The 26430-nt window shown below is 72.5% G+C and carries 28 protein-coding genes; 17 read left to right on the forward strand and 11 right to left on the reverse strand.

Annotation, left to right across the window (positions count from 1 at the left end; genetic code table 11):
* The first annotated feature begins 5 nt into the window (after window positions 1–5).
* Window positions 6–611 carry a hypothetical protein gene (locus ACY3FI_RS01790; protein WP_462549021.1) on the forward strand — a complete coding sequence of 202 codons (606 nt, stop codon included), beginning with the start codon at window positions 6–8 and terminating at the stop codon, window positions 609–611.
* Window positions 612–617: 6 nt separating this feature from the next.
* On the opposite strand, the gene ACY3FI_RS01795 is transcribed toward ACY3FI_RS01790, so the two are convergent.
* A complete protein-coding gene (locus tag ACY3FI_RS01795) occupies window positions 618–1544 on the reverse strand; it encodes a cation diffusion facilitator family transporter (protein ID WP_462549022.1) in 927 nt (308 codons plus the stop codon).
* Between the two features lie 223 nt (window positions 1545–1767).
* Between ACY3FI_RS01795 and ACY3FI_RS01800 the strand changes: the two genes are divergently transcribed.
* Window positions 1768–2760, forward strand: a complete 993-nt coding sequence (locus tag ACY3FI_RS01800) for an epimerase (protein WP_462549023.1) — start codon at window positions 1768–1770, stop codon at window positions 2758–2760.
* On the opposite strand, the gene ACY3FI_RS01805 is transcribed toward ACY3FI_RS01800, so the two are convergent.
* Complete coding sequence (locus ACY3FI_RS01805) at window positions 2729–3787, reverse strand: EamA family transporter (RefSeq protein WP_462549025.1); 1059 nt, start codon at window positions 3785–3787, stop codon at window positions 2729–2731. The genes ACY3FI_RS01800 and ACY3FI_RS01805 overlap by 32 nt on opposite strands.
* A 71-nt stretch (window positions 3788–3858) precedes the next feature.
* Between ACY3FI_RS01805 and ACY3FI_RS01810 the strand changes: the two genes are divergently transcribed.
* Entirely contained in the window at window positions 3859–4773 is a 915-nt protein-coding gene (locus tag ACY3FI_RS01810; RefSeq protein WP_462549026.1) for a LysR family transcriptional regulator, read from the forward strand.
* Window positions 4774–4819: 46 nt separating this feature from the next.
* On the opposite strand, the gene purB is transcribed toward ACY3FI_RS01810, so the two are convergent.
* The 3 genes from purB to ACY3FI_RS01825 are packed head-to-tail and all read right to left on the reverse strand — an operon-like array spanning window position 4820 to window position 7160.
* Entirely contained in the window at window positions 4820–6205 is a 1386-nt protein-coding gene (gene purB, locus ACY3FI_RS01815; protein ID WP_462549027.1) for an adenylosuccinate lyase, read from the reverse strand.
* On the reverse strand, window positions 6202–6714 hold the full coding sequence (locus ACY3FI_RS01820; RefSeq protein WP_462549028.1) for a low molecular weight protein-tyrosine-phosphatase: 513 nt from the start codon (window positions 6712–6714) through the stop codon (window positions 6202–6204). Before ACY3FI_RS01820 ends, purB begins: the two co-directional genes overlap by 4 nt.
* 47 nt (window positions 6715–6761) lie before the next feature.
* A complete protein-coding gene (locus ACY3FI_RS01825; protein WP_462549029.1) occupies window positions 6762–7160 on the reverse strand; it encodes a phage holin family protein in 399 nt (132 codons plus the stop codon).
* A gap of 60 nt (window positions 7161–7220) precedes the next feature.
* Between ACY3FI_RS01825 and ACY3FI_RS01830 the strand changes: the two genes are divergently transcribed.
* The 5 genes from ACY3FI_RS01830 to ACY3FI_RS01850 all read left to right on the forward strand — a co-directional run bounded on the left by ACY3FI_RS01830 (window position 7221) and on the right by ACY3FI_RS01850 (window position 12835).
* The gene (locus tag ACY3FI_RS01830) at window positions 7221–8300 is read left to right on the forward strand and encodes a histidinol-phosphate transaminase (protein WP_462549030.1); all 1080 of its coding nucleotides are present in this window, start codon (window positions 7221–7223) and stop codon (window positions 8298–8300) included.
* A 23-nt stretch (window positions 8301–8323) separates the two neighbouring features.
* Window positions 8324–9457 (forward strand): thiamine pyrophosphate-dependent dehydrogenase E1 component subunit alpha, encoded by a 1134-nt coding sequence (locus ACY3FI_RS01835; protein ID WP_462549031.1) that lies wholly within the window; start codon window positions 8324–8326, stop codon window positions 9455–9457.
* Between the two features lie 89 nt (window positions 9458–9546).
* Entirely contained in the window at window positions 9547–10506 is a 960-nt protein-coding gene (locus tag ACY3FI_RS01840) for an alpha-ketoacid dehydrogenase subunit beta (protein WP_462550389.1), read from the forward strand.
* A gap of 63 nt (window positions 10507–10569) precedes the next feature.
* A complete protein-coding gene (locus tag ACY3FI_RS01845) occupies window positions 10570–12162 on the forward strand; it encodes a dihydrolipoamide acetyltransferase family protein (RefSeq protein WP_462549032.1) in 1593 nt (530 codons plus the stop codon).
* Window positions 12163–12259: 97 nt separating this feature from the next.
* Window positions 12260–12835, forward strand: coding sequence for a GNAT family N-acetyltransferase (locus ACY3FI_RS01850; RefSeq protein WP_462549033.1), 576 nt, complete (start codon window positions 12260–12262; stop codon window positions 12833–12835).
* A 20-nt stretch (window positions 12836–12855) separates the two neighbouring features.
* On the opposite strand, the gene ACY3FI_RS01855 is transcribed toward ACY3FI_RS01850, so the two are convergent.
* The 4 genes from ACY3FI_RS01855 to ACY3FI_RS01870 form a co-directional block, all read right to left on the reverse strand.
* Window positions 12856–14136 carry an alpha/beta hydrolase gene (locus ACY3FI_RS01855; RefSeq protein ID WP_462549034.1) on the reverse strand — a complete coding sequence of 427 codons (1281 nt, stop codon included), beginning with the start codon at window positions 14134–14136 and terminating at the stop codon, window positions 12856–12858.
* Window positions 14133–16229, reverse strand: coding sequence for a bifunctional lysylphosphatidylglycerol flippase/synthetase MprF (locus ACY3FI_RS01860; RefSeq protein ID WP_462549035.1), 2097 nt, complete (start codon window positions 16227–16229; stop codon window positions 14133–14135). The genes ACY3FI_RS01855 and ACY3FI_RS01860 overlap by 4 nt, the downstream gene beginning before the upstream one ends.
* 130 nt (window positions 16230–16359) lie before the next feature.
* Window positions 16360–17559, reverse strand: a complete 1200-nt coding sequence (locus tag ACY3FI_RS01865; protein ID WP_462549036.1) for a sensor histidine kinase — start codon at window positions 17557–17559, stop codon at window positions 16360–16362.
* On the reverse strand, window positions 17552–18184 hold the full coding sequence (locus ACY3FI_RS01870) for a response regulator (RefSeq protein WP_462549037.1): 633 nt from the start codon (window positions 18182–18184) through the stop codon (window positions 17552–17554). Before ACY3FI_RS01870 ends, ACY3FI_RS01865 begins: the two co-directional genes overlap by 8 nt.
* A gap of 106 nt (window positions 18185–18290) precedes the next feature.
* On the opposite strand from ACY3FI_RS01870, the gene ACY3FI_RS01875 reads away from it, so the two are divergent.
* The gene (locus ACY3FI_RS01875) at window positions 18291–19025 is read left to right on the forward strand and encodes a GntR family transcriptional regulator (RefSeq protein ID WP_462549038.1); all 735 of its coding nucleotides are present in this window, start codon (window positions 18291–18293) and stop codon (window positions 19023–19025) included.
* A 146-nt stretch (window positions 19026–19171) separates the two neighbouring features.
* On the opposite strand, the gene ACY3FI_RS01880 is transcribed toward ACY3FI_RS01875, so the two are convergent.
* On the reverse strand, window positions 19172–19624 hold the full coding sequence (locus ACY3FI_RS01880; RefSeq protein WP_462549039.1) for a PTS sugar transporter subunit IIA: 453 nt from the start codon (window positions 19622–19624) through the stop codon (window positions 19172–19174).
* Window positions 19621–19857, reverse strand: a complete 237-nt coding sequence (locus ACY3FI_RS01885) for a PTS sugar transporter subunit IIB (protein WP_096900693.1) — start codon at window positions 19855–19857, stop codon at window positions 19621–19623. Before ACY3FI_RS01885 ends, ACY3FI_RS01880 begins: the two co-directional genes overlap by 4 nt.
* Before the next feature lie 176 nt (window positions 19858–20033).
* On the opposite strand from ACY3FI_RS01885, the gene ACY3FI_RS01890 reads away from it, so the two are divergent.
* The 8 genes from ACY3FI_RS01890 to rpmG all read left to right on the forward strand — a co-directional run bounded on the left by ACY3FI_RS01890 (window position 20034) and on the right by rpmG (window position 26428).
* Window positions 20034–21299 (forward strand): PTS transporter subunit EIIC, encoded by a 1266-nt coding sequence (locus ACY3FI_RS01890; RefSeq protein ID WP_462549040.1) that lies wholly within the window; start codon window positions 20034–20036, stop codon window positions 21297–21299.
* A 180-nt stretch (window positions 21300–21479) separates the two neighbouring features.
* Window positions 21480–22394 carry a metal ABC transporter solute-binding protein, Zn/Mn family gene (locus ACY3FI_RS01895; protein WP_462549041.1) on the forward strand — a complete coding sequence of 305 codons (915 nt, stop codon included), beginning with the start codon at window positions 21480–21482 and terminating at the stop codon, window positions 22392–22394.
* Window positions 22395–22450: 56 nt separating this feature from the next.
* The gene (locus ACY3FI_RS01900) at window positions 22451–23281 is read left to right on the forward strand and encodes a metal ABC transporter ATP-binding protein (protein ID WP_462549042.1); all 831 of its coding nucleotides are present in this window, start codon (window positions 22451–22453) and stop codon (window positions 23279–23281) included.
* Window positions 23281–24225: a metal ABC transporter permease gene (locus tag ACY3FI_RS01905; RefSeq protein ID WP_462549043.1), complete on the forward strand. Its 945-nt coding sequence runs from the start codon at window positions 23281–23283 to the stop codon at window positions 24223–24225. The genes ACY3FI_RS01900 and ACY3FI_RS01905 overlap by 1 nt, the downstream gene beginning before the upstream one ends.
* Window positions 24222–24635 carry a Fur family transcriptional regulator gene (locus ACY3FI_RS01910; protein WP_462549044.1) on the forward strand — a complete coding sequence of 138 codons (414 nt, stop codon included), beginning with the start codon at window positions 24222–24224 and terminating at the stop codon, window positions 24633–24635. The genes ACY3FI_RS01905 and ACY3FI_RS01910 overlap by 4 nt, the downstream gene beginning before the upstream one ends.
* 10 nt (window positions 24636–24645) lie before the next feature.
* A complete protein-coding gene (locus ACY3FI_RS01915) occupies window positions 24646–25341 on the forward strand; it encodes an alpha/beta fold hydrolase (protein ID WP_462549045.1) in 696 nt (231 codons plus the stop codon).
* Between the two features lie 680 nt (window positions 25342–26021).
* On the forward strand, window positions 26022–26258 hold the full coding sequence (rpmB, locus tag ACY3FI_RS01920; protein WP_022903747.1) for a 50S ribosomal protein L28: 237 nt from the start codon (window positions 26022–26024) through the stop codon (window positions 26256–26258).
* Window positions 26258–26428 (forward strand): 50S ribosomal protein L33, encoded by a 171-nt coding sequence (gene rpmG / locus ACY3FI_RS01925; RefSeq protein WP_056123557.1) that lies wholly within the window; start codon window positions 26258–26260, stop codon window positions 26426–26428. The genes rpmB and rpmG overlap by 1 nt, the downstream gene beginning before the upstream one ends.
* Window positions 26429–26430 lie beyond the last annotated feature (2 nt).

Below are 26430 nucleotides of genomic sequence, written 5' to 3' on the forward strand. Positions count from 1 at the left end.
GGCGCGTGTCCCGCAGGTCTCGCCGTTCCGCCCTCACCAGCGTCGCGGCCCTCATCGCCGTCGGCCTCGTCGCCGGCGGCGTCGCGCTGAGCGCCCAGCGCAGCAACGACGACCCCGTCCTCGACGGGGGCGCCGACGTCGTCGCGCCGACCTCGTCCCCGGGTGCGGCCGGAGCCGGCTCCGTGACCATCACCACCACGGGCGAGGACCTGCCCGGCGACGACGTGCTCGCCCGCTGCGCCACGAGCAGCCGCAACGTGGTCGCCCGCTACGAGACGCCGTCGCTCGGCGAGGTCGTCCTGCAGTGCGGCACGTCCGGGCAGGGCTACGAGCACATCCGCGTCCGCCACACCCGTGACTGGCAGGACGTCGTCGCGGGGCACGGCTCCCGGGACTGGGACGACGCCATGCTCACGGCCGTGCGGACCGTGCTCGAGCGGCCGGCCGACGGCTACCCGGAGGACGCCGGCGACGGCAAGGTGTGCTTCGCGGCGCCCGTGCGGTTCGACGACGGATCCCGTCCGGACGCGGAGCCGTTCGTCCGCGTGATCGTGTCCGAGACCACCTCGCGCGTCATCACCGCGTTCCCCACCGACGACGGCGGCTGCTGACCCGCGCTACGCGTGCACCTCGTGCTCGTGCCGCTGGTGCGACGCGGGCTCGAGCTGGAACGTCGAGTGCTCCACCGGCACGTCGAAGTGCTCCGCGACGCACTGCTGCAGCTCGTCGAGGATCCGGGGTGCGTGCGCCGTCGAGAAGCAGTGGTCGTCCACCACGACGTGCGCCGTCAGGTTCGGCACCCCGGTGGCGACGAGCGTGGCGTGCAGGTCGTGCACGGCGATGACGTGGTCGAGCTCGAGGATGTGCGACCGCACGTCGTCGAGGTCGAGCCCGGGCGGGGTGGCCTCGAGCAACACGTTCGCGGTCTCGCGCAGCAGCCGAACCGCCCGCGGCAGGATGAGCAGCCCGATCAGGATCGCGGCGATCGAGTCGGCCCGCTCCCAACCGGTCAGCATGAGCACGACGGCCGCGGCGATCACCGCGACCGACCCGAGCGCGTCGTTGAGCACCTCGAGCCGGGCTGCGCGCGAGGTGAAGCCCTCGCCGGAGGCCCGCGCCAGCACGGCGTACGCCACGAGGTTGCCCACGAGCCCGATCACGCCGAACACGAGCAGCGGCCCGGCGTGGATCTCGGCGGGCACGAACAGGCGCTGCACCGCCGAGATGACGACGTAGACCCCGACCGCGAGCAGGATCGCCGCCTGCGCCGTGGCGCCGAGCACCTCCGCGCGCTGGAACCCCCACGTCCGCTGCGCCGTCGGGCTCCGCCGTGCCAGGCGCGTCGCGACGAGCCCGATGCCGAGGCCCCCGGTGTCGACCACCATGTGCCCGGCGTCGACGAGCAGCGCGAGCGACCCGGTGACGACCGCGCCGACGACCTCGGCCAGCAGGATGCCGGCGGAGATGCAGAACGCGACGAGCAGCGCGCGCTCGGGTGCACTCGCGTGCGAGTGCCCGTGCCCGGCGCCGTGGTCGTGTCCCATGCCTCGATCGTAGGGAACCGCACCGACGACCTGCCAGTACCGGCGAGGTGACCTGGTCGACGTAGGAGCTGGCACCGCGTGTGACGCATGTGGAACGATTCGATGACGATGCCGACGTGCAGCGCGTGTCCCTGGTGCTGACCGCTCCGCTGCTCGGCACGCTGTACCGGTACGAGGGCTCCTTCCGCTACCGGATCGCGCCCGACGCCGGACGGGGGAGACGATGAGTGACGAGACCACCGACGCGCCGCTGGGCCGCGTCGTGCTCGCGGGGGCGAGTGGCTTCGTGGGGCGGTACCTCCAGGACGCCTTCCGCGACGAGGGCTACCAGGTCGTCACGGTGGGCCGGACCGGCGACGCCGTGTGGGGGAACACCATGCGCGTCCGCGAGCTCGTGGACGGCGCCGCGCTCGTCGTGAACATGGCGGGCAAGAGCGTGAACTGCCGGTACGGGCGCCGCAACCGTGCGGAGATCATGCGCTCCCGGGTGGAGACGACGCTCGAGCTCGCCGAGGCGATCCGGACGGCCGAGCACCCGCCGCCGCTGTGGGTCAACGCATCGACGGCGACGATCTACCGGCACGCCGACGACCGACCGCAGGACGAGGTGAGCGGTGACCTCGGCGAGGGCTTCTCGGTCTCGGTGGCGAAGGCGTGGGAGGACGCCCTGTTCTCGGCCGACCTCCCGCACACCCGGCGCGTGGCGCTCCGCATGGCGATCGTGTTCGGCGACGGCAGCGCCCTCGTCCCGCTGCTCCGGTTGGCCCAGGTCGGCCTCGGCGGCCCGCAGTACGACGGGCCGTGGTTCCCGACGCGCTCCCGACTCCGCGCGGGCACGTACCACCACGACCGGCACACCCGCGGGCGGCAGAAGTTCAGCTGGGTGCACATCGCGGACGTCCTCGGGGTGATCCGGTTCGTCCGCGACCACGGCGACCTCGAGGGTCCGGTGAACGTGTCGAGTCCGGAGCCCTCGGACAACCGCACCGTGATGGCGACGATCCGCGACGCCGTCGGTCGGCGGTTCGGACTGCCGACGTGGCGGTGGATGCTCGAGCTCGGGTCGTTCGTGATCCGGACCGAGTCCGAGCTGGTGTTGAAGAGCCGCTGGGTGGTGCCGACCCGGTTGACCGAGGCCGGCTACGAGTTCCGCCACCGCGACCTGCGCGGTGCGCTCGCCGGGATCATCGCCGAACGGCGTCAGCACCGGGGCTGACGGACGCCGGCCCGCCCGGAGCGGCCGGCGCCCCGCCCGCACCGGCCGCGAGCGCGTCCGGACCGGCCGGTGCCCCGCCCGCGCCGGCTGCGAGCGCGTCCGGACCGGCCGGCAGCCCACCCGTGCCCGGAACCCCCGCGTGCGGTGCCGGCACCGGCAGCGCCCGCACTGACCGCGACGACCACAGCACCGCCCCGACGACGACCGCGCCCGCGATGACCTCGACCAGGTCCGGCACCTCGCCGAACACCACCCACGACGCGAGCACCCCGACCACCGGGACGAGCATCGAGAACGGCGCCACCGTGCTCGAGGGGTACTTGCCCATCAGCCGCGACCAGATGCCGTACCCGACGAGGCTCCCCGCGACCACGATGTAGAGCAGGCCGAGGTCGGCCGGGACCGCCGACGCCGTGAACGCCGTGCCGAACGCCCGACCCACGCGCGCCGGACCCTCGACGAGCAGCGACAGCGCGAACATCGGCACCGGCGGCACGACCGCCCACCACAGGGTGAGGTGCAGCGGGTTGACCGGCCCGGTGCGCCGTGTCGCGACGTTGCCGAGCGCCCAACCGAGCGCGCCGCAGAGCACGAGCACGAACGGCAGCAGCGCCGCGGTCTGCGCCCGGTGCACCGCGATGACGCCGAGGGCCGCGACGGCGACGGCCACACCGACGACCTGGCGTGCGGTCAGCCGCTCGCGCAGCAGGAACCCGGCGAGCACGACCGTGAACGGCGCCGACGCCTGGATGACGAGCGACGCGAGCCCCGTCGGCATCCCGGCGGCCATGCCGAGGTAGAGGAACGCGAACTGCAGCACGCCGAGCGTCGCCCCGACCAGGACGATCCACCGGAACGGCACCTTCGGGCGCGGGACGAACAGGATCGTGGGCACGGCCAGGAGCGTGAACCGCACGGCGGCGAGCAGGAACGGCGGCCAGTGGTCGAGCGCGATCGCGGTGGCGGGGAAGTTCAGCCCCCAGGCCACGGCGACGACGAGGGCGAGGATGCGATCGCGGAAGAGCACCCTCCGATCGTGCCGCAGTCGATCCGGTAGCACCAGCGCACGGTGCGACACCATTGTTGTAGGGTCCCTGCATGGTCGGCTTCGACATCGCGCTGCTCCCGGTGCTCCGCGAACTCGCCGAGCGGGGGAGCGTGACCGCGGTCGCCGTCGCCACGCACCGGACGCCGAGCGCCGTCTCGCAGCAGCTCCGCACCCTGCAGCGCCAAGCCGGCGTCCCGCTCGTCGAACGGATCGGGCGTGGGGTCCGGCTCACCGAGCACGGCCGGGCGCTCGCGGGAATGGCGACCGGCGTCGCGACCGCCCTCGCGAGCGTCGAGTCGGCGTGGGCGGAGCACCTCGCCGGGGTCACCGGCACGGTCGACCTCGCGGTGTTCCCGTCGGCGGCGGAACTGCTGCTGCCCGGGCTCCTGACGCGGATGCGCGCGCACCCGGGCGTCGTGCTCGCGCTCTCCGACGTCGACGTGCTCGAGGGCGAGTTCGCCCCGCTCGCCGCCGACCACGACGTCGTGATCGGGCACCGTCCCGACGGGGCGAAGCGTGCGGACGGCGCGGTGGTCGAGACCGTGCCGCTCCTGCGCGAGCCGCTCGACGTGGCGCTGCCGCTCGACCACCCGCTCGCGGGCAGGGAGCGGGTCGGCATCGAGGACGTCGTCGACGAGACCTGGATCGGCGTGCCGGAGGACTACCCGATCGACCGCGTGCTCACCGCGATGGCCGCCGCCTCGGACACACCGCCCTCGGTCGCGTTCCGCACGATCCACCTCCCGGTGATCGAGAACCTCGTCGCCGCGGGGCACGGCATCGCGCTCGTGCCCCGGTACACCTCGTGGACACGGGCGGCGGGTCGGTTCCGGCTCGCGACGCTCGCCGACGTGCGGGCGGGGCGCCGGATCGAGGCGCTCGTCCGGCCGGACCGTGCGGTCCGTCCCGCGGTCCGCACCGTCCTGGAGGCGCTGGTCGCCGAAGCCCTGGACGTCACCACCTGAGGTGGTGCCGTCCGCGGCGGGGCCGACTGCGCGCCTCCGGTCCGGACTAGACGTCCAGGTGGTCGACCAGCTCGTCGGCGAGGCCCGTGTAGGTCGCCGGCGTCAGGTTGGTGAGCCGCGCCTTCGCGCCGTCCGGGATGTCGAGGCCGTTCACGAACGCGACCAGCTCGGCCTGCCCGATGCGCTTCCCGCGCGTGAGCTCCTTGAGCATCGCGTACGGGTCCTCGATGTTCGACTGCCCCGCGGTGACCTCGGCGCGGATGACCGTCTGGATCGCCTCGCCGAGCACCTCCCAGTTGTGGTCGAGGTCCTCGGCGAGCCGGCTCTCGTTGACGGCGATCTCGCCCAGCCCACGACGCAGGTTGTCGAGCGCCAGCAGCGAGTGTCCGAACGCGACCCCGATGTTCCGCTGGGTGGTGGAGTCGGTGAGGTCGCGCTGCAGTCGGCTCGTCACGAGGGTCTCCGACAGCGTCGAGAACAGCGCCGACGAGATCTCGAGGTTCGCCTCGGCGTTCTCGAAGCGGATCGGGTTGATCTTGTGCGGCATCGTCGACGACCCCGTGGCACCCGCCACCGGGATCTGCGTGAAGTACCCCATCGAGATGTAGGTCCACACGTCCGTGGCGAGGTTGTGCAGGATGCGGTTCGCGTGCCGGACGCGGTCGTAGAGCTCAGCCTGCCAGTCGTGCGACTCGATCTGCGTCGTCAGCGGGTTCCACGTCAGGCCGAGGCCCTCGACGAACTCCTTCGACAGTGCGGGCCAGTCGGCCTCGGGGTCGGCGGCGAGGTGCGCCGAGAAGGTGCCCGTCGCGCCGGAGAACTTGCCGAGGTACTCGCCGTGCTCGATCTGGGAGAGGACGCGCTCGAGGCGGTAGACGACGACGGCGATCTCCTTGCCGAGGGTCGTCGGGGTCGCGGGCTGCCCGTGGGTGTGCGACAGCATCGGGACGGCGCGGAGCTCCTCGGCCATCGCCCGGAGGACGGCGACGACGGCGCGGTACGCCGGAAGCCAGACCTGCTCGACGGTGTCCCGCACGGTGAGCGCGTAGGAGAGGTTGTTGACGTCCTCGCTCGTGCAGGCGAAGTGCGTGAGCTCGGCGATGGCGTCGAGGCCCAGCTCGGACAGCCGGCGGCGGACGAAGTACTCGACGGCCTTGACGTCGTGCCGGGTGGTGGCCTCGATCTCACCGAGCTCGGCGATCTGGTCCTGCCCGAAGGTCTCGACGACCCGGCGGAGCGCGGCCTTGTCATCGACGCTGAGCGGCGAGGTGGTGAACATGGCGTGGTCGGTCAGGAAGATCAGCCACTCCACCTCGACCACGATGCGTGCACGGTTGAGGCCGGCCTCGGAGAGGTGCTCGCCCACCGTGTGCACGACCGGGTAGTACCGCCCGTCGAGCGGGCTGATCGGCTGCGGGGGAAGGGGGGTCATGGGGCTCCCTGACGGACGGCCGGTTCGAGTTGGCGGAAGAGCGCCCGGCAGGCCCGCTCGACGGTCGAGAGCACTCGGTCGAACTCGTGCCGGTCCGCGTAGTACGGATCCGGCACGTCGGTCTGCTGGGGCCAGGCGTCGTCGTACCGCAGCAGGAGCGTCACCTTGGCGGCGTCGTCCATGGTCGGGGCCCACGAGCGCAGGACGCGTTCGTGGGAGCGGTCGAGTGCGACCACCAGGTCGAGGTCCGGGAACCGGTCCGGGTCGAACTGACGGGCGCGATGCCTGCTGCCATCGTATCCGCGTGCTGCGAGCGCTGCGATCGTGCGCTCGTCGGCGGGCTCGCCGACGTGCCAGTCCCCGGTGCCGGCCGACTCGACGACGAAGCGGTCGCCCATCCCGGCGTCGGCGGCGAGCTGCGCGAACACGATGCCGGCCATGGGGGAGCGGCAGATGTTGCCGCTGCAGACGAACGAGACGCGGAACGGGGCGTCGGCGTCCGGGCTCATGTGCACATCATGACGTACCGCGGTGACGTCCGCGACGACGGCCGCCGTCACGGACGCGGACGGTGCAGCACCGGTCGCACCACGAGCCCGATCAGCCAGGAGCACACGGCGAGCACGAACGCGCCGACGATGCCCCAGCCGAAGGAGTCCACCTCGAGCCCGAAGCCGATCGCGTCCGAGATGCCGGCGACGATGAGCAGCAGCACGGCGTTCACGATCAGCGAGATGAGGCCGAGCGTGAGGACGTAGAGCGGGAACGCCACGACCCGGATGAGCGTGCCGATCACGGCGTTCACGAGGCCGAACACGAACGCCACGAGCAGGAAGGTCAGTACGGTGGCCGTGGTGTCGCCGCTGCCGAAGGGCGTGACGGAGACGCCGCTGACGATGAGTGTGGTGAGCCAGAGCGCGACGGCGTTGACGATGAGGCGGACGAGGAATCGCATGGGCCCATGGTGCCCGTCGTCCCCGCCGTCCCGCTGGATCCCGGCCGTTACGCTGGGCCCGTGACTGACGAGCGCGTGCACATCCGACCCGAGATCGCGGTCCTCCCCGCCTACAAGCAGGGCCGTCAGGCCGCCGCGGACGCCTTCAAGCTGTCGAGCAACGAGAACCCGTTCCCGCCGCTGCCCGGCGTCGTCGAGGCCGTGCAGGCGCAGACGGCGTTCAACCGCTACCCGGACGCCACCGCCCTCGCCGTGCGCGCCGTGCTCGCGAACCGCTCGGGCCTCACCGTCGACGAGGTCCACGTCGCCCCCGGCAGCGTCGCGATCCTGCACGAGCTCGCGAAGGCGACGAGCGGCCCCGGCGACGAGATCGTCTACGCGTGGCGCTCCTTCGAGGCCTACCCGGGCGTCGTCACGGTCGCCGGTGCGACGAGCGTGCAGGTGCCGAACCGTCCGGACGGCGGTCACGACCTCGACGCGATGGCCGACGCCGTGACCGATCGGACGCGCCTCGTGATCGTGTGCACGCCGAACAACCCGACGGGGCCGGTCGTCACCGCGGCGGAGTTCGACGCCTTCATGGCCCGCGTCCCGGCGACCGTGCTCGTGGTGCTCGACGAGGCCTACGCCGAGTTCGTCACCGAGCCGACCGCGGTCCGGGGTGCCCCGCTCCTCGAGCGGTACCCGAACCTCGTCGTCCTCCGCACGTTCTCGAAGGCGTACGGACTCGCGGGCCTCCGCGTGGGCTACGCCCTCGGCCCGGCGTACGTGCTCGACGCCGTCCGCGCGTGTGCCATCCCGCTGTCCGTCACGGCGCAGGGGCAGGCGGCCGCGCTCGCCAGCCTCGAGCGCGAGGACGAGCTGCTCGAGCGGGTCGCGGAACTCGCGGCCAGCCGGGACCGCATCGTCGCCGCGCTGCGGGAGCAGGGCTGGGCCGTGCCGGACGCGCAGGGCAACTTCGTCTGGCTGCCGACCGGCGACCTGACGGCGCACGCGGCGGAGCGGTTCGAGCGTGCCGGGATCATCGTCCGGGCCTTCGCGAACGAGGGTGTGCGTGTCTCGATCGGCGAGCACGAGGCTGTGGAAACGCTCCTCGAAACGGCCCGGTCGCTTGTGGCGGACCTCCAGGCGGCGGGCTAGGGGCTGCCGCTACGCTGGCCCGCATGTCATTCCACGCCGCGGACCCCGCGACGACCACCGTCCGGCTCCTCGACACCGAGGGCCGGTTCGTGGAGACCGACGAGAACGCCGAGTACGCGGCCGTCGCCCGGGCGATCCCCGACGAGACCCTGCTCGCGATGCACCGCCGCATGGTGCTCACGCGTCGGTTCGACCACGCCGGTCACAACCTGCAGCGCACCGGTCAGCTCGGCCTCTGGGTGCCGAGCCACGGACAGGAGGCGGCGCAGGTCGGCTCCGTGTTCGCGCTCCGTGCGCAGGACCACGTCTTCCCCTCCTACCGCGAGCACGCGGTCACGACGCACCGCGGCGTCGAGCCGATGGAGATCATCGCGATGTACCGCGGCCAGACGCACGGCGGCTGGGACCCGGACGAGCGCGGCAACACCCACATCTCGACGCTCGTGATCGGCTCGCAGACCCTGCACGCCACCGGGTACGCGCTCGGCCAGAAGCTCGACGGCGACGTCGGCACGGGTGACCCGGACCGCGACGCCTGCACGATCGTGTACTTCGGCGACGGTGCGACGAGCCAGGGCGACGTGAACGAGGCGTTCGTGTTCGCCGCCTCGACCCAGGCCCCGGTCGTGTTCTTCCTGCAGAACAACCACTGGGCGATCTCGGTCCCGGTGTCGGTGCAGTCGCCGACCCCGCTCGTGCACCGCCCGCGGGGCTTCGGCATCCCGAGCATCCACGTCGACGGCAACGACGTCCTGGCCTCGTACACGGCCTCCCTCGTGGCGACCGACCACGCCCGCAGCGGCAAGGGGCCCGCGTTCGTCGAGGCCGACACCTACCGCATCGGCGCGCACACCAGCTCCGACGACCCGACCCGGTACCGCGAGGACGACGAGCTCGCCGAGTGGGTCCGCCGCGACCCGATCGCCCGCTCCGCCGCGTACCTGAAGAGCCGGGGCGTCACCGAGGAGCAGCTCGCGGCGTTCGACGCCGAGGGCGAGGACATCGCCGCGGACGTCCGCCGTCGCACGGTCGCCCTGACGCCGCCGTCCGTCGACGTCATGTTCGACAACGTGTACCGCGAGCCGCATCCGTCGATCGTCGAGCAGAAGGCCTGGCTGCAGCAGTACGAGGCCGGCTTCGAAGGGAGCGCCCACTGATGAGCACCACCGAGCAGCTCTTCGACTACACGCTGCGCGCCCACCCGGGTGCCGGCGAGGTGCCGAGCGACCCCACGCCGACGCTGCCGATGGCCAAGGCGCTCAACGCCGGCCTCGCGGCGGCCATGCAGGCGGACGACAAGGTCCTGCTGATGGGCGAGGACATCGGCCAGCTCGGCGGTGTGTTCCGCATCACGGAGGGCCTGCAGGAGCGTTTCGGCGCGGAGCGCGTCCGGGACACCCCGCTCGCCGAGGCCGGGATCATCGGCACCGCGATCGGCCTCGCCCTGCGCGGCTACCGTCCGGTCGTCGAGATCCAGTTCGACGGCTTCGTCTGGCCGGGCTTCGACCAGATCACCTCGCAGCTCGCGAAGATGCAGAACCGGCTCCCGGCGCACATGTCGCTGCCGGTCGTCATCCGCATCCCCTACGGCGGTCACATCGGCGCCGTGGAGCACCACCAGGAGTCCCCGGAGGCGTACTTCGCGCACACGCCGGGCCTGCGCGTGGTGAGCCCGAGCACCCCGAACGACGCCTACTGGATGATCCAGGAGGCCATCGCGTCGAAGGACCCGGTGGTCTTCCTCGAGCCGAAGTCGCGCTACTGGCCCAAGGGCCAGGTCGACCTCGTCGACGGCCACGTGCCCATGCACACCACGCGGGTCGCCCGCACCGGCACCGAGGTCACCCTCGTCGGCCACGGTGCGATGGTCGCCACGCTGATGCAGGCCGCCGAGCTCGCCGAGTCCGAGGGCACCAGCTGCGAGGTCATCGACCTCCGCTCGATCTCCCCGATCGACTGGGAGCCGCTGTTCGCCTCGGTCCGGAAGACCGGTCGGCTCGTCATCGCCCAAGAGGCCTCCGGCTTCGTGAGTGTCGGCAGCGAGATCGCCGCGACCGTCGCCGAGCACTGCTTCTACACGATGCAGGCGCCGCCGCTGCGGGTCTCCGGCTTCGACGTGCCGTTCCCGGTGTCGAAGCTCGAACACCTGCACCTCCCGGACGCGGACCGCGTCCTCGAGGCAGTCGACCGCGCGCTCGCCTACTGACCGCGAACCGACCAGACCCGTCCTGACCGCCCTCACCACCGTCCGATCGTCGAAGGAGCCGTAGTGGCCGCCGCCGAATTCCCCCTGCCCGACGTGGGCGAAGGCCTCACCGAGGCCGAGATCGTGCAGTGGCGCGTCGCGATCGGGGACGAGATCGCCGTCGATCAGGTCCTCGTCGAGATCGAGACGGCGAAGTCGCTCGTCGAGCTGCCGTCGCCGTTCGCGGGCACCGTCACCGGGCTGCTCGTCTCCGAGGGCGACACGGTCGAGGTCGGCAAGCCGATCATCCGGGTCGACTCCGAGGCCGCGGTCGCGTCCGGCGCGCCGGTCGCGGCACAGCCGGGAGGCGCGGCACCCGCCGTCGACGCCGCTCCGAGCTCGCCGGTGGTCGCCCCCACCGCTCCGGTCGCCCCCGCCCCGTCGGCACCCGTCGTGCAGACGCCGCCGGCCCCGGCCGCGGCTCCCGCGCCGGCTCCGGCCGCTGCTGCTCCGGCGCCCACCGCTGCTCCGGCCGCCGCGGTGGCGGCCCCGACCCGGCCCGTCGCCGACGGCGCAGCCGTCGTCGGCACCGACGAGACGTCCGGCGCCGTCCTGGTCGGCTACGGCTCCGCGACCACGTCCCCGTCCCGCCGCAAGCCGGGCGCCCGCCGGGCCGCGGCCCTCGCGGCGGAGGCGAGCCGCGCCTCCAGTGCGGACGCCCAGGCAGCGGTCGAGGCCGCGTCGGACCCGGGTGAGGACTCCACCGCGCAGGCCGTGGCTGCTCAGGGCAGCCGGCCGCGCAAGGCGACCACCGCGACGAACGTGCTCGCGAAGCCGCCGATCCGGAAGCTCGCGAAGGACCTCGACGTCGAGCTGACCGAGGTCGTGCCGACCGGGCTCGCCGGCGAGGTGACGCGCGACGACGTCATCCGGCACGCCAAGCAGGCCAGCGTCTTCCGCAACATCGAGACGCCGGAGTGGGGCGACGTCCGCCGCGAGACGATCCCGGTCAAGGGCGTCCGCAAGGCCATCGCGACCGCGATGACCACCTCGGCGTTCACGGCACCGCACGTGTCCCTGTTCGTCGACGTCGACGCGACCCGCACGATGGAGTTCGTCAAGCGCCTGAAGGCCTCGCCGACGTTCGCCGGCGTGAAGGTGTCGCCGCTGCTCGTCTTCGCGAAGGCCGTGATCTGGGCCGTCCGCCGGAACCGCTCGGTGAACTCGACCTGGACCGACCAGGAGATCATCGTCCACCACTTCGTCAACCTGGGCATCGCCGCGGCGACCCCGCGTGGCCTCATCGTGCCGAACATCAAGGACGCGCAAGACATGTCCCTGCTCGAGCTCGCGAAGGCCCTCGAGGACCTCACGATCACGGCGCGCGACGGCAAGACCACCCCGAAGCAGATGGCCGACGGCACCGTGACGATCACCAACATCGGTGTCTTCGGCATGGACTCCGGCACGCCGATCCTCAACCCGGGCGAGGTCGCGATCGTGGCGATGGGCACGATCAAGCCGAAGCCGTGGGTCGTCGACGGCGAGGTCCGCTCGCGCATGGTGACGACCATCGGCGCCTCGTTCGACCACCGTGTCGTCGACGGCGACGTGGCCTCGCGCTTCGTGCACGACATCGCGTCGATCATCGAGGAGCCCGCGCTCCTGCTCGACTGAGCCGGGCCCCTGCGGGTTCACGCACGTCCGGTGCCGAGTTGCGCGGATGTCGCGTGGTGTTCACCGCGATGTCGGCGGTCGGCGTGATGATCGGGGCATGGTCCACCAGCTCCTGATGCCGTCGCAGGAGATCCGAACGGATCGCCTCCTGCTCCGTCCGGTCACGCCGGCGGACATCGACGACGTGCACGCGCTCTTCTCGGACGCCCGCACGTGGACCCACCTGCCGTCCGGTCGCCACGTCGCACGGACCACCACGGTGGACATGGTGCAGCGGAAGATCGGCGGTCGCGCGCGGCACGGCATCGGCTCGTGGGTCGTGCGGTCGGCCGAGGACTCCTCGTTCCTCGGGCTCGGCGGTGTCGACATGACCGGTGCGGGCGTCTGGAACCTCGGCTACCGGCTCGTCCCCGCGGCGTGGGGGCACGGCTACGGCTCGGAGCTCGCGCGGGCCGCGGTGGACGCTGCTGCCCGGGTGGCTCCCGGCGTCGCGGTCACTGGCCGGGTGCTCACGAACAACCCGGCGTCGGCGGCCGTGCTCGCCAAGGCCGGGCTGTCCCTCGTGTGGCAGGGGCCGGCGTCGATCCCGACGCCCGACGGCGTGCTCGGACAGGTGTGGAGCGACCGCGGCCTCTCGGCGACCGAGCGGGCCTGGCTGATCGCGAACGCCTGAGCGCGCCGCGGGAGGGTCGGTCAGCCCAGGGCGCGGAACAGCGCGTCGGCCTCGTGCGGCAGCTCGTGCCGGAACGCCCACTGCACGGTGTTCCAGTCGTGCCCGCTCTTCGGTGCCGCGACGACGGAGACCTCCGCCCCGGCGGCACGTGCGGCCTTCGCGAGCGCGTGGGCGTTCGTCGTGAACTCCCGGTCCGACGACCCCGCGGTGAACCAGACCGCGTGGCCGTCGAGGCCGTTCGCCCGCATCTGCGCGATCGGCGCGGCGGCACGCCACTTCGCGAGCGAGCCCCCGAACGCCCGGTCGGCGCTGTGCTGCGGGTTCTGGTCGATCGGCTGCCGCTCGCTCGACACGGCGAGCGCGGCACCGAACTCGTCCGGGTGCCCGGTGAGGAACTGCACGGCGCAGGTCGCCCCCTGCGAGAAGCCGGTGAGCCCCCACGCCCGGCGGTCGCTCGTCACGGGGAGGTGCGCGCGGAGCCAGTCGGGGACGTCCCGCGTCACGTAGGTCGCGGCGTTGCCGAGCCGCGAGTCGACGCACATCGTGTTCAACCCGGGCGCGGAGAGCTGGTCGACCGACACGACGATCGGCGCGCGACCCTGGTGACGGGCGGCGTACGCATCGAGCGGAGTGGCGAGCTGCCCGGCGGTGAAGAGGTCGCTCGGGGCGCCGGGCTGCCCGGAGAACGCGAGCACGACTGGCAGCGGCTGCGGATCGCGGACGAGTGCCGCGGGCGGCAGGTAGACGACGGCGGGCCGTGCGGGGAAGCCCGACCGGGTGCCGGGGATGTCGACGGTGCGGACGACGCCGGCGGTCGGCATCGTCGCGGCGGGGGCCGCGTCGAGGTCCAGCTCCGGGTACGGGTTGCTCTGCACGACGGTGCCGAGCGTCGGGTACTTGGCGAACTCGACGTTGACGCCGAGCGCCGGCACGAGCAGCGCCGCGGGGACGAGCAGCACGGCGAGCACGCGACGCCACCGGCCGCCCTGCACCACCGCGGTCACGGCGAGCCCGAGCCCGGCCGAGGCGATCGCGACCCACATCCGCGTCACCGGGCTGAGTGCGACGCCGAAGGCGTTCATCAGGTCGCTGACCACCCAGCACACCACGAGCACGACCGCGGCGGCACCGAGCGCGACCGCCGCCCGGACACCGACCGCGTGCCACGCCCGGCGCTCGCGGCGCTGTCGGACGGCCGGCAGCAGCACGACGACGGCGAGCAGGGCGAACGCGACGTCGGCGGGGACGAGCTTCGACGGCGCCTGCAGCTGGGTCGCCAGCAGCCACGCGGTCGGACTCACCCGCGGGTCCCGGCGGCGGCCCCGCTGGTGCCCGCCGCGGAGCGGTTGCCGGAGGCCGCGGTGCGGTGCGCCTGCCGGAGCGCCCAGAGGTGCTTCGGACGGAGCCCGGGCACGTAGGCGCGGGCGAGCGCACGCATCACCCGGGGCACGTGCAGGGGCGTGGGGACGACCAGCCAGAGCGGTTCGTGGCGGGCGCCGAACTTCTCCTTGAAGCGCTGCAGCGACCGGAACCCGTACACGGGCTCGAGCACGCGGGCGAGCAGGAGCGACCCGCGGGTGACGAGCGCCCCGGCCCCGGCGTGTGCGGCGAGCGGCGTGCCGGAGAGGCTGATCGTGGTGAGCCCCGCCTCGCGGGCACGGAGGGCGGTGCGGGCGATCAGGAACTCCATCACGCCGGGCATGCCGTCCTCGCCGCGGCGCATCACGTCGAGCGTCCAGCCGGTGAGCACGCCGCGCTCGTGCACGGGCAGCCAGCTCGTGACGGCGGTGACGTGGCCGTCCGCGGCGACGGCGAGCATGAGGCGTACGGCGGGGTCGTCGAGCTCCCGGAGCCCACCGAGCGTGAACCCCATCTCCGGCAGTCGGCGGTCGGCGGCCCACCGGGTGCAGATCGCCTCGACCTCGGCCCGGCGTTCGGGGCTGAGTGCGCAGAAGGTGGTCCACTCGTCGACGACGCCCTCGCGGTCCGCGCGGTTCGAGGCCGTGCGGAGGTCCTGGCGCTTCTTCCCGCGGAGGTCGAACGTCGCCACGTCGAGCACGCACTCGACCCCCACGGGCACCGCGGTCCACCCCTCGGCGGCGAGGAGCTCGCGCACCGGCTCGTGCACGGTCGTGAACGCCGGCACCCATCCGCTCCGGTCGCAGAAGGCCGTGAACGCGGCGAGGACCTCGGCGCGGTCGGTGGCCGCGCACGCCGGGTCGGACACGGTGAGCGCGACGTCGCCGCACACCCGGTAGGCGACGGCGCCGATGCCGCGCGGGTGCGTCCAGGTGGCGTTGCCGGACCAGGTCCCCATGTGCCCGAGCGTGCCGGCGTCGCCGTCGCGCAGGAGCTCGGCGAGCGTGCCGTCGACCGTGGCGGCGGCGCGGAAGCGGGACCGGACGAGGCGACCGCGGAGCGCGAGCAGGCCGACGAGCACCGCCGCGGGCACGAGCCACGCGCCGAGCAGCGTCACCTGCCACTCGACGGCGTCGAGGCCGAGTCCCTGCCACTGCACGGCGTCGTCGGTCATCGGCTGGACGAGGAACACGTCGGCGAGCAGGACGGTGACGGCGACGAGCACCCCGGAGGCGAGCAGGACGCCCATCCGGCGCCCGCGGTGCACGAGCCACGCGGAGCAGAGCAGGAGCACACCGACGAGGACGACCGCCCGGTCGCTCATCGCGTCGGCGAAGGGCGAGAGCACGCCGTCCGGGTCGGGCACGACGAGCGTCACGAGGGTGCCGGCGCCGAGGGCGACGAGGATCGCGACGACGAGGGCGCGCGGGCTCCGGCCCGCACGGTGCGGGCGCGGGTCGCGTCCGTCGTGCTGGTCGCGGTCGATCCCGTGGTCGCGCACGGCCGGACGGGAGGCGCGGCGCACCATGACGATGCCGGCGGCGGTCCCGAACAGGGTCGCCAGGGCACGGGCCAGGTCCGAGCCGTGGCCGGCGAACAGGACGAGGGTGAGCACCACGGTCCAGAGCGCCGCGCGCACCCGCCAGCGTCGCTGCTCGGGCATCGTCGCCGTGGTCGCGCCGAGCAGGGCCGCGGCGACGACGGACGGGGCAACGAGCGGCTGCCCCGCGGCGAACTCGGCGTGCGCCTCGCCGAGCGCGCTCCCGACGGCGACGGTCAGCAGGGTCACGAGCACGGCGACGAGCGGTGCGCCCAGGCCGACGAGCAGCGTCCGGAGCGACCCCAGGGCCCGCTCGGCGGCGACGGTCGCGGCCACGACGGCGAGGAGTGCGAGGCACGCGACGGGCGGGTGGTGCGGGAAGTCCGGCTCGGTGTGCGCCACGCGGACGGTGGCGACGACGGCGAGCACGGCCACGGTCGCGGCCACGGAGACCGGGAAGCGACGGAGCCGCAGGAGCAGGGACGAAGGTGCCACGGTGACATCGAAGCGGACCGGGGTGCCGTCCGGCATCGCTCCGCGGCGTGAACCGTGATGGCCGATCGGCCACCCGGGGTCCACCCCGGGTCTGGGTCGCCGCGTCCGCTCCGCGCGGTCCCGGTCCCGGTCAGGCGACGGGCGCACCGACGTGTTCGACCGGCAGGCGGAGGTGCAGGGCGAACCCGTCGTCCGGCTGCGGGCCGGCCTCCATCGCGCCGCCGAGCAGCGAGGCCCGTTCGCCGAGGCCGATCAGTCCGAGACCGGAGCCGGGCAGCTCGAGCCGGGGGGAGCGCGCGGGCCCGTTCACGACGTCGACGAGCACGCTGTCCCCGCGGATCCGGCCGCTCACCCGCACGGTGGCGTCCGGCGCGTGCTTCCGGACGTTCGTCAGGCCCTCCTGCACGAACCGGTACACGGCGCGCTGCACGGGCTGCGCGAGGGTGTCCGGCAGATCGACGGTGCTGCTCGTCTCGAGCCCGCTCTCGGCGATCAGGCGCGGCAGGTCGGCGAGCACGGGCTGCGGGGCGATCTCACGGTCGGTGCCGCCCGAGGCGCGGAGCACCTGGACCATCTCACGCAGCTCCTGCAGCGTCACGACGCAGAGCTGCCGGATCGTCCGGGCGAAGCCGCGTTCGGCCTCGTCGCGTCCGGCGACCTGCATCGCCCCGGCCTGCACCGCGATCAGGGTGACCTGGTGCGAGACGACGTCGTGCATCTCGCGGGCGAGGAGCGCGCGCTCGCGGGACAGCGCGACCGCGGCGGCCTGCAGACGCTCGTCCTCGCGGGCACGGTGCAGCTCGACCAGTCGCTCGGTCAGACGGGCCCTGGTCTGCACGAGCAGCCCGATCGCCAGCGGCCCGAGGGCGAAGATGAGCGCGTAGACGACCGACACGACGATCTCGTCGAACGTCTGGGGCGGCCCGACGAACCCGCTGAACCCGACGAACTGCACGACCGCGGCCAGCAGCATGAGCCAGCGGCGGTCGGTGCGCTCGCCGAGCGTGAAGAGGGCGACGCTCGCGGCGACCACGGCGGAGCCGACGAACAACCCGGGCATGGTGAGGGCGAACGCGAGCACCGGGAAGCGTCGGCGGAGCAGCAGTGCAGCCGCGGCGACGAGCGAGAGCCACGTCTCGAGCGGCGTCGCCCCCGAGATGTCGAGCACGGCGTCGGCGACGGCGGCGGCGACGAACAGCACGTCGACCAGCCACCAGGGTGCGCGGTGGGCGCGCACCCAGCGCAGGCCGGCGTCGACGAGGCGGTCGAGCCTCCCGTCGGTCGCGGTGAGCACCCGGCCGAGGCGGGCGGCGCGCGTCCGGTCAGCCATCCAGCAGGCCGGCCTGGGCGGCGCGCAACGCGAGCTGGACACGGGTCGGGACGCCGAACGCTGCGAGCAGCGCGCGGACGTCCTCCTTGACGGTGCCGGTGCTCACGCCGAGTCGCTGGCCGATGTCGGGGTTGCTCGCACCGTCGGCGACGAGCCGGAGGACGGCGTGCTCTCGGTCCGACATCGGCGGGACCTCGACCGGCGGGCGTGCGGCGAAGAGCCGCGTGCGGTCGACGCCGGGGGCGAGGACCACGCCGCCTCGGGCCAGGACGCGGACGTACTCGGCGAGCGCCTCGGGGTCGGTGTCCTTGAGCAGGAAGCCAGCGGCGCCGAGCTCCATCGCGCGCCCGACGTACTCGTCCGTGTCGAACGTCGTCAGCATCGCGACCGCGGGCTGCACGGGGAGCGACCGGAGCTCGCTCAGCACGTCGAGCCCGTTCACGCGGGGCATGCGGACGTCGAGCAGCACGACGTCGGGGGCGTGCTCGCGGATCACCCGCACGGCGTCGACGTCCCCCGTCGTCGCGACGACCTCGATGTCCGGTGCCGCGCCGAGGATGAGCTCGAAGCCGTACCGGACGAGAGTCTCGTCGTCGACGATCACCACCGTTGTCACGGGCGTCATCTTGTCATGCACGTTGGTGATCCGAGGGGACATCGCTACTGTGAGGGCAACTGGTCATGTCCGCGCATGACCAGCCGCACGACCAGCGACGGAGCACGAGGAGCCCATGACGAGCCGCATCACCGAGGGTGCCGAACCGAAGCACCAGCAGTTGCGGCGCATCCTGCTCGACCTCGTCACCTCGCGCCTGACCCCGGGGGCGGCGATCCCCTCGGAGCGGCAGCTCATCGCCGAGTACGGCGTCTCCCGGATCACCGTGCGCGAGGCCCTCGGACAGCTCGTCAACGAGGGCTACCTCGAGCGTGTCCGCGGCAAGGGCACGTTCGTCGCGCACCGTCCGGTGCAGTCGACGCTGCACCTCGCGTCGTTCACCGAGGAGATGCGCGCGCTCGGACACGTGCCGACGACCGTGGTGCTCGTCCGTGAGGAACGCGTGCCCCCGGCGGACACCGTGGCGGCGCTCCGGCTCGGCGAGGACGAGCGCGCGTACCACCTCAAGCGCCTGCGGATGGCGGACGGGGCACCGGTGTCGATCGACGACGCGTGGCTGTCGGCGTCCGCGTTCCCGGGGCTCCTCGACCACGACCTGTCCGGGTCGGTGTACTCGCTCGCCGCGACCGTGTACGGGCTGCCGATCGACCGGGCGCAGCAGACCGTCGCCGCGAAGTCCGCCGCCGACGACGTCGCGACCCTGCTCGGCACGAAGACGGGCGCCCCCGTCCTGGAGTTCGACCGGGTGTCGTACGCGGCCGACCGGCCCGTCGAGCACGCGCGCTCGTGGTACCGCTCGGACCGGTACCGCGTGCAGATGGAGGTCACCGCGACCCAGGCGGTCGCGTAGCGGCGCGTCTCCGGCGCCGACGCGCAGCCGGACCCGGCGTCCTCACGCGCTGAGCGACACCTCACGCGCTCGTGCGCCCGTGAGGTGTCGCTCAGTCCGTGCGGTGGTGGGCCCGCCGCGGGCCGGGACGCGGCGGGCCCGACGGGTCAGACCGAGTAGAGCGCGTCGCCCTCGCGGACCGTGGTGCCGACCCTGCCCTGGTCGATCGAGTCCGGCGCGCTGCCGAGCACCACGACCGGGCACACGGGGGAGTAGCCGGCGGCCGAGATCACCGACGGGGTGAACCGCACGACGGGGTCGCCGGCGCCGACCGTGTCGCCCTCGGCGGCGAGCAGCTCGAAGCCCTCGCCCTTGAGCTTCACGGTGTCGATGCCCACGTGCACGAGGACGTCGGTGCCCGCTGCGCCCTGCAGTGCGAAGGCGTGCGGGTGCAGCTTGACGATCGTCCCGTCCACCGGGGCGACGGCCGTGACCGTGCCGTCGACGCCCGTCGGGTCGACCGCGACGCCGGCGCCGACGAGCTGCCCGGCGAACACCGGGTCCGGGACGTCGGCGAGTGCGACGACCGGGCCCGCGAACGGGGTCCGGACGTCCGTCACAGCTCGTCCTGGATGTCCTGCGCGAGGTTGTCGGCGATCGGGCCGACGATGACCTGCCAGCCGGTGCCCCCGCCGACGACGGCCTGGGCGCCCGCTGCCTGGAGTGCGGCCTTGTCCACGAGGTCACCGTCCTCGACCTCGACGCGGAGGCGCGTGATGCAGCCCTCGACCTCTTCGATGTTGTCGGCGCCACCGAGCGCGGCGATGATGTCGGCTGCCTTGATGTCGGCCATCGTTTCCTCCTCGTTAAGGGTTGTCGTACCAGGTTGACATGCGTTCGGCCACGGTTCAGACTACGGAACTGGTCATGACCGGACAGGACCGGCACGGCGTCACGCCGAGCGTACCCGGGCGGTCAGCACGACTCAACTCACCCCGACAGCTCCACCCAACGACGAGAGGATGTCCGATGAGCACCGCTGCTGCCACGGATGTGCCGGAGAAGAAGACCCCCAAGAAGCAGTCGCGCCTGTTCGCGAACGCCCAGCGCCTCGGCCGGAGCCTCCTGCTCCCGATCGCGGTCATGCCGGCCGCCGGCATCCTGCTCCGCCTCGGCCAGTCCGACATGCTCGGCGCGATCCCCGGCTTCGGCCCCGGCGCTTCGATCATCGCGGCCGCCGGCAACGGCGTGTTCACCTGGCTGCCGCTGCTCTTCGCAGTCGGCATCGCGATCGGCTGGGCGAAGAAGTCCGACGGCACCACCGCGCTCGCCGCGGTCGTCGGCTACATGGTCATGTACCAGGTCTTCGCGGCCATGTCGCCGATCGTGCTCGCCGGCGTGAAGGACGCGAACGGCGACCAGGCGACGATCAACTTCGGTGTCCTCGGCGGCATCGTGATGGGCCTCGTGTCGGCCGTGCTCTGGCAGCGGTTCCACCGTACGAAGATGCCCGACTTCCTCGGCTTCTTCTCCGGGCGTCGTCTCGTGCCGATCCTCACCGCGGTCGCGGGCCTCGTGATCGCCGTGCTCATGTCGTTCGTCTACCGCTACTTCGACATCGCCCTGAGCGCTGCCGGTCAGGCCGTCGCGGACAACGCGGTGCTCGGTGGCGGCGTGTTCGGCTTCGTCAACCGCATGCTCATCCCGATCGGGCTCCACCAGCTGCTGAACTTCTTCCCGTGGTTCCAGCTCGGCAGCTTCACGTCGGGCGGCGTGACCTACCACGGCGACATCGCGCGCTTCCTCGCCGGCGACCCGACGGCGGGCATCTTCCAGACCGGGTTCTTCCCGATCATGATGTTCGCGCTCCCCGCCGGTGCCCTCGCGATCTGGCGCAACGCCAAGCCGCAGAACCGCAAGCTCGTGGGCGGCATCATGATCTCGGCCGCGCTGACCTCGTTCGTCACCGGCATCACCGAGCCGCTCGAGTACTCGTTCATGTTCGTGGCGTTCCCGCTGTACATCATCCACGCGTTCCTCACCGGCACGTCGCTGGCGCTCGTCAACGCGCTCGGCATCCGCGACGGCTTCTCGTTCTCGGCCGGCGCGATCGACTACTTCCTGAACTTCGGCAAGGCCGAGGGGGCGATCTGGCTCATCCCGATCGGCCTGGCGTACGCGGTCGTCTACTACTTCCTGTTCTCGTTCGTGATCAAGAAGTGGAACCTGCGGACGCCCGGCCGCGAGGAGGACACCATCGCGGAGAACACGATCGACGCGGCCACCAAGCCCTGATCGCTCGCGTGACCGGATGACGGACGGGCGCGCCCCGCTCAGCGGCAACGCGAAGCGTTGCGCGGGGCGCGCCGGCCGAGCCTGCGAGGGAGGACGGTGCCAGCTGGCACCGCGCCTCCAGTCGTTCTGTGCGTGATACTGGTTTTGACAACCGTTATCAACAAGTCCTAGGCTCGCCTCATGCAGAACCGTCGCCTCCTCGCCCTGCCGCTCGTCGCCGGTGCCGCCGCCCTCACCCTGACGGGCTGTGCGACCTCGTCCGGTTCGGACGGCGCCAGCGGTGACGGCACCGTGCGGGTCGTCGCGTCCACGAACGTCTACGGCTCGATCGTCCGCTCGATCGGCGGCGACCAGGTCGAGGTCACGAGCATCCTCGACGACCCGTCGCAGGACCCGCACTCCTTCGAGTCGAGCGCCAAGACCCAGCTCGCGGTGTCGAAGGCCGACCTGCTCGTCGAGAACGGTGGCGGGTACGACGACTTCATGACCACGCTGGCGAAGGCCTCGGGCACAAAGGCCGACACGATCAACGTCGTGCAGCTCTCCGGGCTGCAGAAGAGCGGTGACTCGGAGTTCAACGAGCACGTCTTCTACGACTACCCGACGATGGTGAAGCTCGTGGCCGACGTCGAGCAGCGTCTGACGAAGCTCGATTCGGCTCACGCCGACACCTTCGAACAGAACGCGAAGGCGCTCACCACGAAGCTCGAGGACCTCGAGTCGCAGACCGCCGCGGCCAAGACGAAGGTCGACGGCGACGAGGTGTCCTACACCGAGCCCGTCCCCGGGTACCTCTTCGACGCGATGGGCCTCGACAACGTCACGCCCGAGGCCTTCTCCGAGGCGATCGAGGAGGGTGACGACGTCCCGCCGGCCGCGCTCAACGACACCCTCAAGCTGTTCAGTGGCGGGAAGGTGAAGCTGCTCGCCGTGAACGAGCAGACCTCCAGCCCCGAGACCGAGCAGGTGCAGCGGGCCGCCGAGAAGGCGGGCGTCCCGGTCGTCGGTGTCACGGAGACGCTCCCGAAGGGGGAGGATTACGTCTCGTGGCAGCAGGCGAACATCGACGCGATCACGGCGGCCCTGGCGAAGTGACCGCGGTCCAGACCCCCTCGCGAACCGCTGCGGCCCCCGGCCGTGGCGGTTCCGCCGTGCTCGCACTCCGCGACGCGGCGCTGTCGTACGGTGCGCGACCGCTCTGGTCGCACCTCGACCTCGACCTCGCGCCGGGGGAGTTCGTCGCCGTGCTCGGGCCGAACGGTGCCGGCAAGACCTCGCTGCTCCGGACCGTCCTCGGCCAGCAGCGGCTCACGAGCGGCACGATGTCGTTCCTCGGACGGCCCGTCCGTCGGGGGCACCGGAGGATCGGGTACATCCCGCAACAGCGCCTGATGGAGTCCGGCACGCCCCTGCGCGCCCGCGACATGATCGCCCAGGGCGTCACCGGCTCCCGGTGGGGCGTGCTGCCCGCCGGTCGAGAGGAGCGTGCGCGCATCGACCGCATCCTCGACGAGGTCGGAGCGACGGCGTTCGCGGACGCCCCCGTCGCCGAGCTGTCCGGTGGCGAGCAGCAGCGCACCCGCGTCGGCCAGGCCATCGCCGCCGACCCCGCGCTGCTCCTGTGTGACGAACCGCTCATCTCGCTCGACCTCCGGCACCAGCGCGGCGTCACCGAGCTCATCGACCGGCAGCGTCGGCAGCAGGACGCCGCCGTGCTGTTCGTCACGCACGACGTGAACCCGATCCTCGACGTGGTCGACCGCGTCCTCTACATCGCTGGCGGGCGCTTCCGGATCGGCGCCCCCGACGAGGTCCTCCGCGCCGACGTCCTGACCGACCTGTACGGCACCCCGGTCGACGTCGTCCGCACGATGGGGCGCATCGTCATCGTCGGCGGCAACGACGCGCACGCCCACATGGACGAGCACCACCACTGCGAGCCCGACCCGCACGCCGACACGACCCACGAAGGGCGGATCTGATGGACCTCTGGTCGACGGTCTTCTCGTTCCAGGACTACGGCGAGCTGCTCGCGCTCGTGCAGAACTCGATCTGGGCCGGCGCCGTGCTCGGCATCGTCGGCGGGCTCATCGGCCCGTTCGTCGTCGCCCGGAACATGCCCTTCGCGGTGCACGGCATCTCCGAGCTGTCCTTCGCCGGTGCCAGTGCATCGCTGCTGCTCGGCGTGAACGTCGTCACCGGCTCGCTCGTCGGTTCGGTCGTCGCGGCGCTGCTCATCGGCGTGCTCGGCTCTCGGGCCCGTGACCGGAACTCGATCATCGCCGTGCTCATGCCCTTCGGGCTCGGGCTCGGCATCCTCTGCCTGGCGCTGTACAAGGGGCGTGCCGCCAACAAGTTCGGGCTGCTGACCGGGCAGATCGTCTCGGTCGACAACCCGCAGCTGACGTCGCTCGTCGTGATCAGCGCGATCGTCGTCGTGACGCTGCTGCTCATCTGGCGCCCGCTGATGTTCTCGTCGGTGGACCCGGACGTCGCCGCGGCCGCCGGCGTGCCCGTGCGGACGCTCGCGATCGTGTTCATGCTCGCGCTCGGCCTCGCCACCGCCGTCTCCGTGCAGATCGTCGGAGCGCTCCTCGTGCTCTCCCTGCTCGTCACCCCGGCTGCCGCCGCGCTCCGGCTGACCTCACACCCGGTCGTCGTGCCGGTGCTGTCGACCGTGTTCGCCGTGGTGTCGGTGGTCGGCGGCATCCTGCTGGCCATCGGCGGCGGGCTGCCGATCAGCCCCTACGTGACGACCATCTCGTTCCTCATCTGGGTCGTGTGCCGCATCGTCGGGGCCCGGAAGGACCGCCGCGGACGCGACCGCATCGCGGACCGCGAGCAGACCGGCGGAGGCGAGCCGCGCCTCCAGACCGGGCCGGACGCGTCGACCGACGCGAGCCGCAAGGAAGGAGTCACCGCGTGAACGCCGTGCAGAAGCCGAAGCGGAACACCTGGCAGCGCGAAGCCGTCCGCACCGCGCTGTCCAGCACCGAGGGGTTCGTCAGCGCGCAGGCGCTGCACCAGCACCTGCGGGACGACGGCTCGACCATCGGACTGGCGACGGTGTACCGGGCGCTCGCCGACCTCGCGACCGAGGGCGACGCCGACTCGCTGCAGCAGGACGGTGAGTCGCTGTACCGTGCGTGCACGACCGACGCCCACCACCACCACCTCATCTGCCGGAACTGCGGACGGACCGTCGAGATCGAGGCCGACCCCGTGGAACGCTGGGCGCAGGACGTCGCGGCGGCGAACGGCTTCACGAACGCCAGCCACGTCGTCGACATCTTCGGCGAGTGCGCGGTGTGCACGGCCTCGCGGGACGGCGCGTAGTCTCCGGCGCATGCACGTCATCCTGGTCCCGGGGTTCTGGCTCGACGCGAGCGCGTGGGACGACGTCGCCCCGGTGCTGCGCGAGGCCGGACACTCGGTCGAGGCCGTCACCCGCGAGGGCGACACCCTGGACGAACAGGTCGCCTGGCTCGTCGGCCGGCTCGAGCGCGTCGCGACGCCGTCCGAGCCGGTCGTGCTCGCGGGACACTCCGGTGCCGGACCCATCGCGTACATGGCTGCGGACCGACGACCGGACCTCGTCGCGCACCTGCTCTACGTCGACACGTTCCCCGGACCCGAGGGCGGCTGCGTCAACGACGAGCTGCCCGTCGTCGACGGGGTCGTGCCGCTGCCGTCGTGGGACGTCTGGGAGGCATCGACCCTGCGGGGGATGACGCCGGCGCTCCGCGAGGACTTCGAGCGTCGCGCGATCCCGGAGCCGGCGGCGCTGCCGGTGGACCGGTTCCACTACGACGACCCGGCGCGGCACACGATCCCGGCGACGGTGATCACGTGCGAGCTGCCCGCTGCGGACCTGGCCGGCATGGTCGCGGAGCACCAGGCGTGGGCGGCGGAGCTCGTGGCGACGGAGGAGTTGGCGATCCTCGGGCTCGAGACGGGGCACTGGCCGATGTTCAGCGCGCCGCGGGAGCTCGGCGAGCTCATGGTGCAGGCGCTGGCGCCGCGGCCGACCGGCGCGCCGTAGGCGCTGCCGCCGCTGCTGCTCCGCGCGCGGGTGCGGGTGCGGGTGCCCGCCTGTTCCGGTCGCACGACGTGCCGCTCGCGCCCGTTCCCGGCGGCGTTTTCCGCGATCGGGACGACCCGGGGCGGCGTGTTGTGCGACCGGAACGCGGCGCCGAGACCAGGCGAGCAGGCGAGGCGGGCTCGCACCGTCCCTCCCGGCCGGCGGTGGCGGTGACGGTGCCCTCTCCCGCGCTGCCGCGCTGCCGCACTTCTCGAACGTGCACGACATGCCGCACGCCATCCGCCGGGCGGGCACATCCCGTGGAGCGGTGCGCCCGAGCGTGACGGAGAAGGCCCACTCGGTGGGCGGCAGCCGGCGGGCGGTGGGCGGCGGCAGGCGGCCGGCAGCCGGCGGGCCGCCGCGCAGAGGCAGTCCGGCTTGCGACACGCCCGGTCCTCGCGTAACGTTGTCCCCTGGTCCGCCGCGTCCGCGTGGCAGACCCAGTTGTTCCAAGCCCTCCGACCGTCGCGTACGCCGCGGTCGCGCGGAGCTCACGGTCTCTTCGACAGGGATCGCGGGCCTGGGCGGCACGTACAACCCCCTCGCTCGACTCCCGGTCGCAGACCGGGTGCCAGCGCGTGCGTGCCAGGCAAGTGAACTTGGGAGCGGCCGTCCGGTCGCTCGGTACTCAGGAGGAAACCATGGCAGCAGTGTGCCAGGTGACCGGCGCCACTCCCGGCTTCGGTCACAACATCTCGCACTCGCACCGCCGGACGAAGCGTCGCTTCGACCCGAACGTGCAGAAGAAGACGTACTACGTGCCCTCGCTTCGTCGTAACGTCACGCTCACGCTCAGCGCAAAGGGCATCAAGGTGATCGACGCGCGCGGCATCGAGTCCGTCGTCAAGGATCTCCTCGCCCGTGGGGAGAAGATCTGATGGCCAAGAAGGGTCAGGACGTTCGTCCGATCATCAAGCTCCGCTCGACGGCGGGCACCGGGTTCACCTACGTGACCAAGAAGAACCGTCGCAACAACCCGGACCGTCTCGTGCTGAAGAAGTACGACCCGGTGGTCCGCAAGCACGTCGACTTCCGTGAGGAGCGCTAAGC

It is taken from the genome of Curtobacterium sp. RM9 (genome assembly GCF_054956955.1).